This window comes from Prosthecobacter sp. (assembly GCF_044226605.1).
GTDB lineage: Bacteria > Verrucomicrobiota > Verrucomicrobiia > Verrucomicrobiales > Verrucomicrobiaceae > Prosthecobacter.
Window position 1 is genome coordinate 342,783 of record NZ_JBGAGS010000002.1, and the last position, 16,291, is coordinate 359,073.

Genomic DNA, 16,291 nt, shown 5'->3' on the forward strand with positions numbered 1-16,291 from the left:
ACCTCATGTCTCCTTCCGTCGATCTTGCCCACATCCAGGCACTTTCCAGTTTCCTCGAAGAGCGCATCATCGGGCAGGGGCACGTCATTCCCAAGGTCGTGCCCATCGTGCAGAATGGTGAGCTGGGCCTGAGCGATCCTGGCCGTCCCAAAGGCACCTTCCTCTTCCTCGGTCCCACCGGTGTCGGCAAAACCGAAACCACCCTCCTGCTCTGCGAGCACATCTTTGGCGATGTGCAGAAACACTGCGTACGCCTCGACATGTCCGAGTATCAGAATCAGGAGTCATTGCAGCTCCTGCTCGGCCAGAATGAAAACAGCCGCGGCAACATCGGCCGCTTTTATGATCGCGCGGAAGGCCGCGGCTTCATTCTCTTCGACGAAATCGAAAAAGCCCACCCGCGTGTGCTCGACATCTTCCTCCAGGTGCTGGATGCAGGCCGCATCACCGTGGCTAATGGAGAGACGCTCAATCTCTGCAACTTCTACATCGTCGCCACTTCCAACATCGGCGCCGATGCGCTGATGGAGCTGAAGAACAGCCCCATGGCCACCGTGGAGCGCTTCATTGAAGACCTCGCAGCGGCGGAGCTTCGGCCTGAAGTGCTCGCCCGCTTCAATGTGCGCTGCGTGTTCCAGAAGCTCGGCTACGATTCCCAGAAACGCATTGCCACCATCATGCTCAACAAGGAGCTGAAGCTCCTCAAATCCAAGGGCTACAATCTGACCGCCGGCAAAGGCGTCCTCGAGATCATGGTGGCCAATGGCGTCGAGCCGCGGCTCGGCGTGCGCCGCATGCGCAGCACCGTGGAAACCTTTTGTCGCGAAGCCCTGCGCAATGCGCTGCTGAGCGGGCAGCAAACCAATGGCACCCTCGTCGCCCAGCATGGTCACCTGGTCATCCATCCTTGAATACTACCGCCTCCATCGCAGCGAGGTGCGGCGCTATCTTTTCGCCGTGCTCTTCATGTTCGGCGCCCTTTACACCGGGCGTTCCGCGGCCGCCGTCCTCGGCTTTCTGGCCATCCTGGTGCTCTATGCCTACAATCGCTGGGGCGAGCCCTGGCGTCTGCGCGGAGAACAAATGATGAAATCCAAACGCAAGTCATGAAGCATCTCCTTATCCTTCTTTGCGCCATGGTTCTGGCTGGCTGCTCCACGCCAGCGCCCGGCTATCTCAATGACGACGACGTCCTGCCCGTGGGCAGCAACATCCATTTCTGGGTGGACCACGACAAGCACGGCTGGGTCCAGTCCAACATCTACATCAAGATGCTCCCGCGCGAGATGACTGGCAAAGAAGTGCGCACCTGGGCTGAAGGCGTGGGCAAGCGGGATGCCGGCATGCGCTGGACGCATTACTACGTGCTCGTGAATCTGCCTCCCGGCCACTCCCTGGGATCCGTCCTCGTCTCGCGCGTTTACACCGTGGGCAAACAGCCCGTCGACATCGCTCCTTAACAACACACCACTTCGAAAATTATGCCTGAAGAACAAGAAGAACCAGGAATGGGCGAGTCCCTCGGTCAGGGCGTCGGCTCCGCTGTGGGCGGTACCGCTGGACGAGCCGTTGGTTCCGCTGGTGGCAAGGCCGTTGGCGGTGCTGTCGGTGGTGCCGTGGGTTCGGTTATCCCCGTCGTTGGCAATGCCGTGGGTTCAGCGGTTGGCCAGCAGGTCGGTGGTCAGGTGGGCGGACAGATCGGCAATCAAGTGGGCTCACAAATTGGCGGCCAGATAGGCGGCGCCGTGGGCGGTGCAGGAGACCAGGCGATGGAAGGCATCGCAGGTGGCATTGGCGGCGCTGGGGGAGACTCCGGCGGCGCTGGCAATATCCTCAGCAGTGTCAGCGGCATGGGCGGCGGCGGTGGCGATATGCTTGGCAGTGTCACCAGTCTCGCTGGCGGCCTTGGTGGCGGTGGTGGTGCAGGGGGCGGCATCGCCAGCCTTGCGGGTGGGCTTGGTGGCGGCGGAGGCGGCGATATGCTTGGCAGTGTCACCAGTCTCGCGGGCGGCCTCGGCGGTGGTGGCGGTGCAGGCGGCGGCATCGCCAGTCTTGCCGGTGGACTCGGCGGCGGCGGTGGTGCAGGCGGCATGCTCAGCAGCGTCACGAGCCTCGCTGGTGGTGGAGGCGGAGGCGGCGTGGCCAGCGTCATGGGCGGCCTTGGTGGCGGCATTGGCGGGGAAGGGGAGGAGCCCGGCATGGCCGAAGGACTTGGAGAAGGCATCGGTTCCGGCATCGGCGGTGCCGTGGGGCAGGCGGGCGGGCAGGCTGTGGGCCGTGCCGCCGGCGGAGCCATTGGCGGTGCGGTAGGCAGCGTCGTGCCGGTGGTGGGAAATGCCGTGGGCGCCAGCATTGGCCAGCAGATCGGCGGGCAGGTCGGCGGCCAGGTGGGAAATCAGATCGGTTCCCAGGTTGGTGGCCAGATCGGCGGCAGCATGGGCAAAGGCGTGGACCAAGGCATCAAGACCGTGCGCATGTCCCTCGAGGAAGAAGGCTACAAAATTGGTGGCGGCATGGGATTGGGCATGGGGATGGGCAAAGGCATGAAGATGTAGACTGCGGTTCCACACGAAGAAATAATCACGGATTCTTGGCACACCTGGCTTCTGACCGGCTAACTTCACGCATGAGCCAGTCATCTCAGCCGAGTGCTTCCGACCTTGCCGGCGGTGCCGCATCCGCCATTGGCGGTGTGGCTGGGGGCGTGATCGGCAGCTCCATCGGTGGTTCAGCCGGCGGAGCAGCCGCAGGAGCCATCGGCACCGTGGTCGGAACGATCGCGCCAGGCGTTGGCAATGTGATCGGCGGCACCGCCGGAACGGCCGTGGGCACCACGGTAGGCGCTGCGGTCGGCGGCATGGTTGGCAGCAAGATCGGTTCCGTCGGCGGAGAGATCGTCGGCAAAGTGGCGGTCAAGGCTGGCGAAAAAGCCCTCGATATCGGAGCTTCCGCCGTTGGCAAAGTCGCACCCTCCGTCCGTGACGCTCTCGGCTCTGTCCTCGGTGCCAAATCCGCCGCTTCCAGCAGCAAACTCAAAGTTTAAATTCATCCCCCCTCAATTCATCATGCCTGAAGACACCGAGAAAAAAGACGGCCCGGCCATGGGCGCTCATCGTCAGCCCCAGGCCCCGGCACCACAGCAGGAGCCCCAGCAGCCCGCTGCACAGGCCTGGGTCCCCGCCAAGCCTACCCAGGCAGCCCCTGCCGCGGAGCAGCAGCAGCCCGCCGCTCCAGCCCAGGCCGCATGGACACCTGCCAAGCCCAGCCAGATGGATGCCGCCGCAGGAAGAAATGCCGCCGCCCAAGTCGCAGGGATGGCCGAGAAGGCCGGTGGGGGCGGCCTCAAAGCGGCCCTGGAGACCGCGGCCATGCCGGGAGCCGACACCATCAAAAACCTTAGCGAGACGAAAAAGGAGTTCACTGCCGAGGAAAAAAAGGAGCTCACCGCCAAGGAAAAGCTCGAAGCCGGCATGCAGGGCATCCTCTCCGGTGCTGGCGGCTCCAAGGAAGGCAAGATGATCGGTGAGGCCGTCGGCGCAGGCATTCAGAAACTTTTCGGCCAGGGCGACAAAGGAACCGAAGGCCCCAAGCAGGGCCAGCCAGGTCAGCCCGCGCAAGCCGCGGCCAAAGTGGGCCAAGAAGAAGGCGGCCCCGTCATCGGCGGTCACCGCCAGCAGGGCGCTGCCAAGCCTGAAACTCCTGAAGCAGCCGGCGGCCTCGACGTCGGTGGCAGCATCGGCAAAAAAGTCGGCGGCATGATCGGCTCCGCTATCGGTGGAGAGCAAGGCAAAACCGTCGGCCAGATGCTCGGCAAAGTCGCTGGCAATCTCGCCGGCCAGGCAGCCAATCTCGCGGCGGACCACGCGCGCGGCATTGGCGGCGGCATCGGCAGCGCCATTGGCAGTGCCATCGGCGGTGAGAAGGGCGCAGCCGTTGGCAAGGATATTGGCAAAGGCATTGGCTCCGGCGTCAAAAGCGTGCGCGATGCCCTCGCCAGCGCTGGCGTAGATCTCGGCCCCAAGCAGGCTCCTGCCAAGCAGAGCCATGGCGTGAAATAACATGCCCACCCCTCCCAAAAAGACCGACCTCAGCCGTGATCTCGATCACGACGGTGATGTCGATCTCGCCGATGACCGCTCTCGTGATCTCGACCACGATGGCGTCATCGACAGCGCCGACGAAGAAGAGGCCGATATCGACCGCGACCACGACATCGACGCCACGGATCGCACCCTCGCCGCGAAGAAATCGGTCGGCGAAGCTCTCGGCATGACCAAGGCAGGGCAGGGGAGTCAATCTCAGGCACAGCAGCAAAGCATCGCCCCCAAAATCAAGTAGCCCAGTTGCGCCGCAACTGGGCCCGCAGGCATCTCACCTCCGCCTCAGCGGTTCGCCAGGTCCACCAGCCTGTCATTCATATCTCGCAGGCGTTTGGAGAGACAGGTGGTGATGCGGCTGAGCAGCCGGTAAGCCACTTTCGGATTAGCGCTGTGCAGACTGTCGAGGCTGTCACGCTTGATGAGCCAGACCTCGGTTTCCGATCCCGCACGCACCGTGGCGCTGGCAGGACCAGGATCAAAAATGCTCACCTCGCCCATCGAATCTCCAGCCTCCAGCGTGGCCACTACCTGGTCGGCTCCATCGACTTCCTGCAGCACTTCGAGTTTGCCTTTCAACACCAGGTACAGGTGGTCGTTGTCGTCTCCCTGGCTGATGACGACGTCATCTTTTTGGTAGGAACGCGAGTCGCCAAAGCTGGAGAGCAGGGTCAGTTCGTTGGCTTTGAAGTTGGCTAGTAGTGGGGTTAGGGATGGCATGGTTTGGGGAAATTTTGTTTAGCACTTGATACGTCTTGCACTGGTCTTGCGCTGCCCGATGAGGGACTTAAATCATCCTCCCGCGCTTCAGAGCGGGCGACTTTCTGCCCATGGCCTGGGCCTGCCCGACGGCATAGCCGCCACAGGCGCTGAGGGCTGCGGCGATGCTGTGTGCCGCGCTTAAAACATCGGTATCAGTGCTCGTTATGCATGACATGATTGAAAAGATTCAGGGGTGAAACACGAAGCGCGGGGGGCTCCATGATTCAAGCTTTCAGCTTGCTGCCGACAGATTTCGCGGCATCCCGCAGGCCGCTGTTGATGACTTGACCGACCTTGCTGCGGTCCATTTGCTTGAGGCCGGGGGATTCCTTTTTCATCGCGTCCATCTCCTTCTGCGCTGCGGCCTTCTTGTCGGGGTCGCTGAGCTGCTTCTGGAGATCTTTGTACTTCGCCTGGATGCCTGCATCCACCTCACCGAGCTTCTGTTCCCCGCCTTTGCGCTCCAGCCTGTCAGCCACTGAAGTCTTCGCGCTGCTGGCGGCGCTCCGCAGAGCATCACGCACGCTGCCAATCCTGGATGTTTTCTTCACATCCTGTGTCTGTTCCTGCTCCCCGGCGCCATCCATCTCCTGGGCCTCCACGGTTGGCTGGTTCAGGCCGTTCACTTCGACTTCCTGCTGTTCGTTCAGGTCTCCATCGACTTCGATTTGGGCTGCTGGCTCGTTGAGATCAAGCTCCACCTCCGTAGCCTCCTCAGCCTCCATTTGGACCCCTGGATCGTTCAACACCAGTTCTTCAGAGCCTTTTTTCTCGATCTTGGCCTTCGGAGCTTTCGCTTCAAATTTTCCAAGATCCTCGGCCTCAACCCTGGCTTGGTTCGACTCCACATTTACCACGTTCTGCGGCTGCTCCACCTGCACCTGGGCTGTGGCCAGACGCGCCTGACTGGCAATCTCATTCTTCCGGGGCGCCACGGCCTCGTCCAATGCCGCGCTGACCTTTTGTTGTTCCGTTTTGAGCTCCTTCAGCGTCTTCACACGCACGTCCTGGGCACTGCTCATGATTTCTTCGAAACCCTCAGCGAGTTCGCTGTCTCCATTCAGGCTGGCTTGGCTCAACCTTTCAGCCGAAGTCTTGAGGGTTTCGTCCTGGGCCTGCAATTGATCCTGCAACTGTTGCAGCCGCGCCTGACCATCTGTGATCGTCTTGGCCAGACCTGCGTTCTGTAGTTGCTGCGGGTTCGCCGCAATCTCCGCCCTCGCATCCTGCACCCCCTGCTGGTAGGCCGCAAATTGGGGGTCAATCTCAGACTTTGGCACATCGTCCTTCTTCAGGATGTTCCGGTGCTGATTCTCCGGCATCTCTTGATTGATGGCCAGCGTCTTCGCAGATTCAGCGATGGCCGCCCCCAGATAAGATGCGGGAGGTGGGATGCCTGTCGTCTGGGCAAGGTCTTTCCCAGGCATCACCTCAATCTGCGCCGCACGCGCTTTCTCAAACGTAGCATCGTTGAATTTGTCAACCACCCGTCCGTCTTTGCGCAGATCCTTGATGTGATCCTTCAGTTCCTTGAGCCGGTTCACCGCACCTTCAATGGCGTCCGGCTCCAAGCCCGCGATGCCTGGCGGAGTTTCAATAGACTGCAGCGCGGCACGCAGGTCCTTCGACTTCATGGCCTCGATCTTGTCCGCTGTATCTGCATGCATGAACATCGGCTTCGTCGCCACAGCCTTCGACTTGACGGCGTCATCTTTGAGCAAATTCTCCCGTCCCACCACGGGGAACGCCAGATCATTGTCGATGCCACGCACCTCGTTGCTGTGTGGATCGACGAAAATGTTTCCCGTATGCCGGTCAATCTGGCCGGTGATGTAATCCTGGGCTTCGAGATCAAACAGTCCCTTCTGCACGTCCGGGTGTTTATAGTCCGCCTGCAGAAAAGACTCCTGCGGTTTGTCGGCGGTTGGGCGGGTCAGGATCGGGGCGCCGGGCACCACCACGCTCAGCGTGGATGACTGGCCGGCCGCATCTATCGCAAACCGTTCCTCGGCCACGGCGTCCATTCCCAGCGCCTTGTTCACAGCAGAGCTCGCCACTGCACGGGTTAGCAGAGTGCTGGTATCCGCGCCCAATACCGCCTTTTTGGCTGCGGCATCCTGCACCATCGTGCCTCCGATTGCACTTCCTACCTCCGTTTCCCGGCCATAGAGAGGTGCCATGGTGCCCAGGACATTAACGTCCTTGGCGGCGCTCTTCTCCAGAACATCATCGGCGGCGTTGATCGCGTTTCGGCGTGCCTTGACTGCATCTTTATCCTCTGGATTGGGTGCGGGGCTCGCCCGCAGTTGTTGCAGGTTTTGCTGCAGTTCGGCAGTCTTGTCTCCCAGACCCCTTTTGCCGATGGCGAATTTTGTGCCGCGGCTGTCGAGCGCCTGCGCTGAGTCCACTCGAAAGGTCTCGCTGGCTTGGTTCTTTTTCGCAGCCAGGCTCGCCTCAGTCTCCGGGCGCACCGTCAGTTCGGTTCCCAGACCGTACGTGTTTCGCTGCTCAAATTCATTCTCGACCGCAGGGGCCTGTGCGGCCAGGTTCGCCTTGGTCTGCTTCAGCGCTTCCTGCGCCTTTAAGATCTCTTTTTGCAGATGTTTGCGCTCTCCATCCACGCCTCCATGACGGATGTTTCGCAGATTCGCCATCACACCGCCCTTGTTGTCCAGCTTCCCCAGCCGCTCGTGCAGATCCTCAAGCCGTTCCAAATGCGGCTTGATCGCCTGCGCCTCGGCCAGCAGCCTCGGCTCCACCCCTTTCACAGTTTCAAGCCCCTTCGCCTGGCTCAAAGTTTCTGCGTCAATTCGCACCCTGGAAAGGTCGCTCTGGCTCAAATCCAGCCCGCGAATGTTCGCGCCGCTGATATCCTGAAAGTTTTCCGCATCCCCGATTGAGATGATGTGCATCTCCAGTGCAACCTTCTCGGCACTGAAATTTTGTTTCGTAGCATGCTCCACACCGAGGCGTGCCCCGACTCTCATTCCCTCCTCTTTGAACTGATGGGCCCGCTGCTCGAACTCTCTTTGCTGGCTCTTGAGTTCTGTGATGGTTTGTTCAATGCCCTCGTCACGCAGGCTGACACCAGATTTCTCCAGCGCGGCTTTCCGCAGGGCTTCATACTTCTCCTGCAGCTGCTGGACTTTGTTCCCCAGATCCATCCCTGGACTGTCGCGGATGATCATCTGCGCCTGGAGCAGATCACGAGGATTGTGCGCAAAATTCTGCACTTCCATCCACTTGCTCACGGCCCCCTCCAGATACTCTCTGCTCGCCGGCACGTCCGGCCCCTTGCTTCTCGACTCAGGGCCTCGTGCGGAGGTGATGTTTCGCCGCTCGAGATAGATGCTCCCCAGCTTGTGCTCTGGCTCCAGTAAATCCACTTCGTTAATGACCGCCGACCGGCTCCCGGCATCAAACATGTCTCTGAGATCCTGGTCGCTCAGCTGGCTGAGATCCGGCTGCTTGCCGCCTGTGTTGAAATGATTGATCGCTTCCGCCTGACGGAAAAAATCTTCGTATTTCCCGACCTCGCCGGAAACGGTTTTGGCAAGGTGTGTAAGAGTGTTGAGCGTCTTTTGCTGGTCTTCGGAAAGGGGCATGGCGTGGAGTGCAGTGATGCTTCTACTTTGAGTAGCCGCTCCGTGGTGATTCGTGACGAACTAGATTTCCAGGTGCCACCCCAAGAAGGTAACTCGGATAAGTCCATGCAAAAAAGACTCAGGACCATGCCTTTGCATCCCGGGCTTCGGCACTGATCGCCGCCTTGACCAACGGCTTGGCAGAAACAGGAAACGATCACTTCCACCAGTCCGGAATCTTCCCGGCGCCATCCATCGCCGGAATGCGCAGCCGGATCTTCTTCTTGCTCGGGTGGACGATCCACGCAGTCGCGTCCGGCATCTTCATCAGCTCTCCCGGCTGCACTTCATAGTCCCATTCCTTGTTCACCGTCTTGCTGCTGTCCTTGCCCAGGAAGCCGGACGACTTGGAAACCTTCTTCTTCTCCACCTTCGCGATGAACTCCGCCACCGCCTGCGCTCCCTCGGGATCCGGCTGGCGGAAGGCAATGCGCGAGCGGCAGTTCAATGTGAGCACCTGCGCCGTTTCCTTGCCCAGCACCGGGAAGAGGGACGCATCGCTCTGCATGCCCAGGATCAGGCAGCAGTTCGCCGCACGCAGACGGTCGATCACATTGTGGTCGGAAATACCATCCTCGCTCGCGGTGGCCAGCGCTTGAAATTCATCCATCAGCGCGATGAGCAGGTTCTCCGTTTTGCGTTCCTTCTTCGGCTTGTCGAAGCGCATCATCGCATGAGTATAAAACAGCAGCTTGATGTACGTGTTGATGTAGCGGCGCTCGGTCTGGAAAGTCTGCGGCATGGCCGTGCAGAAGACACGGCCCTTGTCCACATCCTGAATGTCGATTGTGTTTGGCAGGTCGGAGCAGAACACTTCGGCAATGTCCGGATGCGTGAAAAAGCCGAGCATGACTTTCAGAGTGCCCACCAGGCCTTCCTTCTGCTCGGCCGCCTGGGCGTTGAGAAAGGTCTGGTCAAAGTACTTCGCCAGCTTGATGCGTTCCGGTGTGCTCTCGGCATCCAGCAGTTCGTTGAACAGCGCTTCCATGTTCGACTTGTCGGTCAGGAACTCATAGGCGCGCAGCACGTTCACCGGCTTTCCAAGGCTTTCCAGCAGCTCAAAGGCGCAGGTCAGCGCCTGCTGCGCCGCAGGTTTGAAGAAGGAGGACTGCTCCCCTTCAGTCAGGGACGCTCCCGTATCCACCAGGTTTTTCGCATGGGTGGTGTAGGGTAGCCGGCCGTCAGACACCAGATTGTAGCGTTCTTTCGGCTGCCACTTGCGGTCCAGGCGGTCCGGGCGCACCGCCAGCACGCACACCGCCTCCGGTCTCCCGTGCCCCGTGAAGTGCTCCAGTGCAAAGAAATGCTCGTCACCCTTGGCTCCCAGGATGAGTCCGCCCCAGTTGGGCCGCGAGACGGAGATCTGGTGCAGCAGCGGATTGAAGCCGGAGGTCGTCTTCCCGACCCCCGTGTCACCCGTGATCAGCCAGTGACGTGTGAACTCCCCCGGCAGCCATTTCAGGTTCTTGTACTGCACGATGTAGTCCTTCTTCGAAAAATCCGGCTGCCATTTCAGCAGCACCATCGCTCCCAGCACGCACACAAACGCCACTCCTCCCGTGGTCTCGTTGATGCTGTCATACTGAAAAACATACCAGATGCCAAAGGTGGCGATGCCGACGGCGACGAGAAATTTGATGAATGAAAACATGCGGAGATAAACGCTGTCTCGTCAACTAGCCGCATCGCCGGAAAGTGTGACTTTCTTTTCCTCACCGTCACAGTCCGGATGGCGCTGGCTATTTCGGTCCATGGAAACCACCGACCCAACTACCGCTGCCGTCGCGCCCCGCAGGCGCCCTCTCCTTGCATTCATGATTTTTGTCTTCGCCGCCGGCTGCCTGTTCCTCCTTTACCTGCTGTGGACTCCACCGCTTAAAACCACGCAGGTTCGCGAGACCCCTGCGAGCCGGCCGCCAGCCCCTGAGCATTCGCGTGGCGATTACTCAGAAGCTTCAGTCATGCGCGACCAGTGTCGCAAAATCATCAGCGCTTTGCGTGATTTCCACTCCCATCAGCACGGTTTCCCGTTGCCTCCGGGCAGCGCGCTCGATGAGAAAACGGCCTTTCCCATCGACAAAGCCATGGTGGCGGCCGTTAGCGGCACCGATGCCGGTCTGAACTCCACGCAGGTTAATTATTTCCGGTCCTGGGAACTGTCCTCTCAAACGCTCAAGGATCTCAAGGCAGGGCGTTTCTTCGTCAGCTTTGATTTCAATGGCGATGGCCGCATCCCCAGCCCTGTCGCTCCGGACAAGGACATCGTGCAGGATGTGCTCGTCTGGTATGCCGGCAGAGACGGCAATCCCGCCACATGGCACGATAATGTGTTCGCTTGGACGTCCGAATAATTCGTCGTCGACCAAAAAAGAGGTCAGGTCAGAAACTGGAACTCCAGCTCGGTCAATGCCTGATGAACCGGCTGGAATGAAAGGCAAGCGGTGGTTTTTGGCAAAACAGGGGGGGGATCCCGTGATTCCTCCAACAAAACCGCGCACCCCGCGGTCTAAGACGGACCCAACCCTGCAAAAAAGTTAAATGACACCCCGGCTCTGACAGATAAAATAGCCTCTCGTTCTATCTCCACCCCATGGACACACCCCCTTCCAGCAGCAAGACAGCAAGTGCAGCTGATGACATCGATCAGACGATCAAGGTTCGCACCCCCGTTGCAGGTGCCACCTATTTCAATCGCTATCGTTTGACCCGCATCCTGGGACGGGGCGGCATGGGCGTCGTGTGGCTGGCGGATGACTTGAAACTCGAGCGCCCTGTCGCTTTGAAATTCCTTCCCAGTCTGATCGGTCTTGATCCGACGGCGGTCAAAGAACTCAAAATCGAAACCCGCCGCGGTCTCGAGCTCTCTCACCCCAACATCGTCCGCATTTATGATTTTGTGGACGATGCAGACGAGGCTGCCATCTCAATGGAGTTTGTGGATGGCAAGACTCTGTCCGAACTGCGCTCTGAGACTGACCACGGAGTCTTCACCGCCGAGCAGGTGGCCAAATGGCTGCCCGGTGTTTGCGATGCGCTCGATTACGCGCATTTCCAGCGCAAGGTCGTCCATCGCGATCTCAAGCCTTCGAACATCATGGCCATGAGCAATGATGCCACGGCCAAGATCGCTGACTTCGGCATTGCCCGCAGCATTTCGGACACCATGCAGCGGCTGTCCATCTCACAGCTCGGCGTCAGCGGCACGCTGCCCTACATGAGCCCGCAGCAGGCCATGGGAGAGCGGCCTGCCCCCACCGACGACGTTTACTCTCTGGGCGCCACCATCTACGAACTGCTCTCCGGCAAGCCCCCCTTTTATCGGGGAGACATCCCATCCCAGCTCACTTCTAAAATCCCCTCCAGCATGATCGAGCGTCGGGAGGAGCTGGAGATCAAGGCCAGCGACTGCATCCCGAAAGAATGGGAGGCCGTCATCGCCGCCTGCCTCCACAAAGACCCCAGTCTTCGCCCGCCCAGTGCCGGCAAGCTCTTGGAGCTTCTCGGGTTGAAATCCGGGTCCCTCGCTGGCACCAATGCCACCACCCAGCCGTTCATCACCCCCAAGTCCAAGGCAGCGGTTAAGAGCAGAAGTCACGCTCCTGTTTATGCGGCGGCCGCCGTTGCAGTGCTCGCGGCCGGAGCGGCATTCTACTTTAAATCCACCACTCCGGGTGCCCCTGCCGTCCCGCCTCCAGCAAAGGCCACAGCGGGAAATTCTCCCGCCCCGGCACAGGCACCGCCGCCGCCTCCGGCCCGGTCCGCTGCTCCGGTCCCACCAGCGGCCCCTGCTGTCGCTGCAGCCGCTCCCGCCCCCCAGACTCCGTCGGCAACGCTCGTTCCCGGAGCACCCGTGGCCGTGGCTGCTCCGGCCGGTCCTGGACCCGCATCTCCTGCGGTTGTTCCTTCTACTGGACCCTCCGCTCCAAACGTTGCGTCAGCAGCTCCCGGCTCCCCGGCCATGCCCGCAGGTCCTGCTGGAAGCGTTCCACCTGTTCCCGGCGCCCTGCCTCCACCAGCCCCTGGTCCCGGCACCGCCGCTGCTCCAGCAGTCGCTGCTTCTCCCGGTTCGGTTCCTCCTGCGGCGGGGGCGCCGCCTGCCTTGGCTCAGGGTATTCCTCCAGCAGTGGCGGCCTCACTGCCACCTGGTGCCATGGTCCAGCCTCCTGTGTCGGAACCTCCCCAGGGATTCTGGCCCCTGGCCGCCATTTTTCCCACGCCTCCTCAGGCCTCCTATTCGGAAAGCGGCCGGCGCCATCTGCTCTATGACGTGCAAGGTTTGCTCAAAGAAAAATCCATCTACAGCTCTGCGCAGGATGGCAAGGAAGGCAAGGGCACCCACAACGCCATCATTCTCTATCAGGCCAAACACGGCCTCGTCCCCAATGGCCTCCTTGATGGTCCCACCCTCGCTTCCATGTCCTTGATCGACAAGCCGGATGATCCCGACTGGAAGGCGCCGTCTTCGAGTGGGGGCTCCGGTTCCTCCCAGTCTGGCTTTCGCAGAAGGCCGCAGTCGCAGGAGGAGCCAAACCTGTTCCAGCGTGCGGGCAAATCCATCGGCCGCTTCTTCAATCGGGATTGAACGGGCTCCGTGCGCCGTGGTTCCATTCGGCCACGGCTCCTGTTCATTTTTGGCGCATTTCCCATTCCTGGAGTTTGCTCTGCCAGATCTTCAGCTGATTCTCATCTGCCACGGGCGAGTTCGCTTTCGCCGCCAGTTCCCAGAATTTGATGAAACTGCCGAAAATCAGACGCTCTTTCTCTGGCGGCCTTCCGGAAGAGGGAGAGTCGAACCAGCCTGCGGCGGCGGTTTCATACTCCTTCAGCGCCTCGGCAAAATCACTCCGGGCCGTCAGCAGATCTCCCAGTCGCCGGTGCAGCTCCATCCGGCGCCAGGCCTCTGCCTTCGTCTGACCCACTTCCAAAATGGCTTCCCTCAGGGCGTGTTCAGAGTCACGAAACTGGTGCTTCATGCGCAAAGTCTCGCTCAGGGAGATCCACGCGTCCGCCAGCCTCGACTCGTGCCCGGCGGATCTCGCCATCGTCAGCGCGCGCCGGGCGGCTTCCTCTCCCCCGGGGCAGCCCGGCACTGTGCAGGAATAGAAGGCGTGAGAAATCAGCGCATTCAGCAGCTTTGAGTGCTCGGCTCCCGGCTGCTCTTCCAGTGTGTGCAGACGTTCCGCAGACGCTGCCAGTGCCTGCTCGTGATCTTCGCGTTTTCCGGTGATGTCCGCCATCATCGTCAGCAGGTAGACGCGCTGATTGGCAAAATCATCCCCCACGGGCAGGCTCTCGGTGGCATGCCGCAGCACAGATACCGCTTCCGCCATCCGCCCGCTGCGCTTTAGGATCTCGGCCTGGTCTCGCAGCCACACGGCTCTCTCCGCCGGCGGCAGATCTCCCTGAGACTTCATCACTTCCGCCATCAGCACCACGGCCTCCTCATGCTGGTCGCTGCGTGAAAGGGCATGCGCCAGCTCCTTCCGCACGCGCAGCATTTGCCCGCTCTTTCGTACCCCGGTGCGTGCCAGTTGTTCGTAGCCAGACAGCGTTCTTCTCAGTGTTTCCACCGCCTTCGGCGCTTCCCCCATGCCGATCTGTCTCCATCCCAGTGTGTACAGCGCTTCCAGTGCGGCCGGCGAATGCTCCCCTTCAGTTTGGACCAGGAGTTCCCAGTACCGCACCAGCCAGGGCTGTGCCCGGGAGGGTTCTTCCAGCGCCGAGTAAAGCCGCGCCAGCTGTATCGCCAGAGATGCCTCGGCCTTCGGCTGGTTTGCAAATCGCGGCATGCCTGCGGCACACTCGTCCGCGAGCTTTCGCAGTATCTGCGTGTTCATCCCCGCGTCCGCGTACTTCCGTGCATTGTTCAGAAGATCCTCCAGTTGTGCGCTGACCTGCTGGGCCAGGTCGGCGCTGGTCCGCGCATCCTGCATCTGGCGCAGCACTTCCTGGCGCTGTGCTTCTTCCCGTCTCAGCGCCCATGAAGTCGCCGCGAGGCCTCCCGCCAGGGAAACGATCAGGGCTGCCGCGGTGCTCACCACCGTGCGGTTTCTCACCAGCCACTTTTTCATCTGATACGCCATGCCCGGCGGACCGGCGGAGACAGGCTCATTGCGCAGGTAATGCTGCACATCTTCGGCCAGATTCAGCACCGTGGGGTAGCGGGCTTCTCGGTCCCTCTGCAGCGCCCTCAGCGTGATCCAGTCCAGCTCCCCACGCAGCATACGCGCCAGCATCCGCGTTTGCGCCGCTTCCGCTGCGCTGCCATGCTGCACCCGCTGGCTTGGTTTCTCGATGTCATCCTGCCGCACTCTTTGCAGCAGCTCCGCCAGCGGCGGGTCATTTCCCGCGTCATTCTGGATCGGCGTCGTTCCTGTCAGCAGCTCATACAGCAGCACGCCCAGCGCATACACATCCGTGCGTATGTCCACATCCTGCCCGCTCAGGTCCGCCTGCTCCGGACTCATGTAGCGCGGGGTGCCCAGCACCATGCCGCACAGGGTCGCGTCCGCTCCTGCGGCCAGATCTCCCTCCAGCGTCTTCGCGATCCCAAAATCAATCACCTTGACCAGCGGTTTGCCGTCCACCTCCACCACCATCACATTCGAAGGCTTGAGGTCCCGGTGCAAAATGCCGCGCTGGTGCGCATGCTGCACCGCCATGCACGCCTGCACAAAGATTTCCAGCCGTTCCCTCACTGGCGTGTTCTTCTCCTTGCACCATTGGGTGATGGCAGATCCCGACACCCGCTCCATCACAAAGTAGGTCCGGCCGTCCGGCAGCTCTCCCGCATCAAACACCGCCGCGATGTGCGGATGCTCCATCCGCGCCAGCACCTGGTGCTCCCGCTCAAACCGCGCGGACACCGGTTTTGTCAGCAAACCAGGCCGCACAATCTTGATCGCCACGTCCCGCTTCACCGGTGCTGTCTGCTCCGCCCGCCACACCTGCCCGGCGCCGCCCTCGCCAATCACGGAGCGCAGGATGTACCGCCCCCCGATCTGCTGCCCGGCCTGCTCAGGACTATGCGCACACCCTGCCTCCATTTCCTCGATCGAGGTCGCATCCGCCATCGCCAGATCAAACAATCCTGCGGAAGTACTGGGGGTGTCTGCGCTGGTGGCGGCCATTCGGGGGGAAGGTGATGTGCGTCTGCGTGCCTGCGGCAAATCAGGAAGCGGAGTGGATCGCGGTCAAATTTCTAGTTCATACCCCGTCTCCTGCAATTTGTTACTTCCTGCCTCCTTTTCGGTGCAGCAGCGACTCCTCCAGCAGGCTCGGCGCCTGCAGTTCCTCCGCGCTTAGAAAAGTCCCGTCACTCTCCCGTTGCACATCATCCGCCGTCCACATCACCTGGTCCGGCCCCGCGCTCCGTATCTCCAGCCGGTCGCGCGAGATCGCATGAAAATACAGCGGCACCCCCCACCGGTCTACGATCTGCCCCTTCGCATTGAAAATAGGACTCGTCTCCGCCACAAACCTCATCTGCATGCGGTTGCGCCCGCGCAGCGCCGCCGCGATCTCCTCGTTCGCTCCCAGCGGCAGCGGATCATCCCCCTTCACCAGGAGCGCGAAATTCTCCAGCACCCGCGAAACCAGCGTGAGATCCTGCTGCACCGTGGTTTTCGCAGAAGCATACCCCTGCACAATTTCCTCTCCCACCGGCGGCCTTTCCACCACCGGCTTCAGGCTCATCACCTGCGCCGCCACCGCCACCTTCCTGCTCTCAGGCAGACTCGTCTTCGGCCAGGACAGCCACCACGCCACGCCGATCACGGCGGCGAGTGC

15 protein-coding genes are annotated in these 16,291 nt (G+C 61.1%); 9 read left to right on the top strand and 6 right to left on the bottom strand.

From position 1 onward, the window contains the following. Window positions 1-5: 5 nt before the first annotated feature. The 7 genes from ACILSO_RS03530 (at window position 6) to ACILSO_RS03560 (ending at window position 4,338) form a co-directional block, all read left to right on the top strand. Window positions 6-911: an AAA family ATPase gene (locus tag ACILSO_RS03530; protein WP_395735983.1), complete on the top strand. Its 906-nt coding sequence runs from the start codon at window positions 6-8 to the stop codon at window positions 909-911. Further along, window positions 886-1,110: a hypothetical protein gene (locus ACILSO_RS03535; protein WP_395735984.1), complete on the top strand. Its 225-nt coding sequence runs from the start codon at window positions 886-888 to the stop codon at window positions 1,108-1,110. Before ACILSO_RS03530 ends, ACILSO_RS03535 begins: the two co-directional genes overlap by 26 nt. Further along, window positions 1,107-1,460: a hypothetical protein gene (locus ACILSO_RS03540; protein WP_395735985.1), complete on the top strand. Its 354-nt coding sequence runs from the start codon at window positions 1,107-1,109 to the stop codon at window positions 1,458-1,460. Before ACILSO_RS03535 ends, ACILSO_RS03540 begins: the two co-directional genes overlap by 4 nt. Window positions 1,461-1,481: 21 nt before the next feature. Then, a complete protein-coding gene (locus ACILSO_RS03545) occupies window positions 1,482-2,555 on the top strand; it encodes a hypothetical protein (RefSeq protein WP_395735986.1) in 1,074 nt (357 codons plus the stop codon). Window positions 2,556-2,626: 71 nt separating this feature from the next. Further along, complete coding sequence (locus ACILSO_RS03550; protein ID WP_395735987.1) at window positions 2,627-3,043, top strand: hypothetical protein; 417 nt, start codon at window positions 2,627-2,629, stop codon at window positions 3,041-3,043. A gap of 22 nt (window positions 3,044-3,065) precedes the next feature. After that, window positions 3,066-4,058 carry a hypothetical protein gene (locus ACILSO_RS03555; protein ID WP_395735988.1) on the top strand — a complete coding sequence of 331 codons (993 nt, stop codon included), beginning with the start codon at window positions 3,066-3,068 and terminating at the stop codon, window positions 4,056-4,058. 1 nt (window position 4,059) lies between these two features. Further along, window positions 4,060-4,338 (top strand): hypothetical protein, encoded by a 279-nt coding sequence (locus ACILSO_RS03560; RefSeq protein ID WP_395735989.1) that lies wholly within the window; start codon window positions 4,060-4,062, stop codon window positions 4,336-4,338. Window positions 4,339-4,382: 44 nt separating this feature from the next. On the opposite strand, the gene ACILSO_RS03565 is transcribed toward ACILSO_RS03560, so the two are convergent. The 4 genes from ACILSO_RS03565 to ACILSO_RS03580 form a co-directional block, all read right to left on the bottom strand. Further along, entirely contained in the window at window positions 4,383-4,817 is a 435-nt protein-coding gene (locus ACILSO_RS03565) for a Crp/Fnr family transcriptional regulator (protein ID WP_395735990.1), read from the bottom strand. 67 nt (window positions 4,818-4,884) lie between these two features. Continuing rightward, window positions 4,885-5,034, bottom strand: a complete 150-nt coding sequence (locus tag ACILSO_RS03570) for a hypothetical protein (protein ID WP_395735991.1) — start codon at window positions 5,032-5,034, stop codon at window positions 4,885-4,887. A gap of 49 nt (window positions 5,035-5,083) precedes the next feature. After that, window positions 5,084-8,464, bottom strand: a complete 3,381-nt coding sequence (locus tag ACILSO_RS03575) for a hypothetical protein (RefSeq protein WP_395735992.1) — start codon at window positions 8,462-8,464, stop codon at window positions 5,084-5,086. Between the two features lie 196 nt (window positions 8,465-8,660). Further along, window positions 8,661-10,154, bottom strand: coding sequence for a type IV secretory system conjugative DNA transfer family protein (locus ACILSO_RS03580; RefSeq protein WP_395735993.1), 1,494 nt, complete (start codon window positions 10,152-10,154; stop codon window positions 8,661-8,663). Between the two features lie 163 nt (window positions 10,155-10,317). Here ACILSO_RS03580 and ACILSO_RS03585 point away from each other — a divergent pair, with 163 nt between their 5' ends. Together ACILSO_RS03585 and ACILSO_RS03590 are read left to right on the top strand one after the other, a co-directional pair. Next, window positions 10,318-10,854 (top strand): hypothetical protein, encoded by a 537-nt coding sequence (locus ACILSO_RS03585; RefSeq protein ID WP_395735994.1) that lies wholly within the window; start codon window positions 10,318-10,320, stop codon window positions 10,852-10,854. Window positions 10,855-11,093: 239 nt separating this feature from the next. Further along, window positions 11,094-13,085, top strand: a complete 1,992-nt coding sequence (locus ACILSO_RS03590; RefSeq protein ID WP_395735995.1) for a serine/threonine-protein kinase — start codon at window positions 11,094-11,096, stop codon at window positions 13,083-13,085. Between the two features lie 43 nt (window positions 13,086-13,128). Here the strand turns inward: ACILSO_RS03590 and ACILSO_RS03595 are convergent, their stop codons facing one another. Beyond that, window positions 13,129-15,633 carry a protein kinase domain-containing protein gene (locus tag ACILSO_RS03595; protein WP_395735996.1) on the bottom strand — a complete coding sequence of 835 codons (2,505 nt, stop codon included), beginning with the start codon at window positions 15,631-15,633 and terminating at the stop codon, window positions 13,129-13,131. A gap of 100 nt (window positions 15,634-15,733) precedes the next feature. Beyond that, the gene (locus tag ACILSO_RS03600) at window positions 15,734-16,279 is read right to left on the bottom strand and encodes a hypothetical protein (protein ID WP_395735997.1); all 546 of its coding nucleotides are present in this window, start codon (window positions 16,277-16,279) and stop codon (window positions 15,734-15,736) included. Window positions 16,280-16,291: the final 12 nt, after the last annotated feature.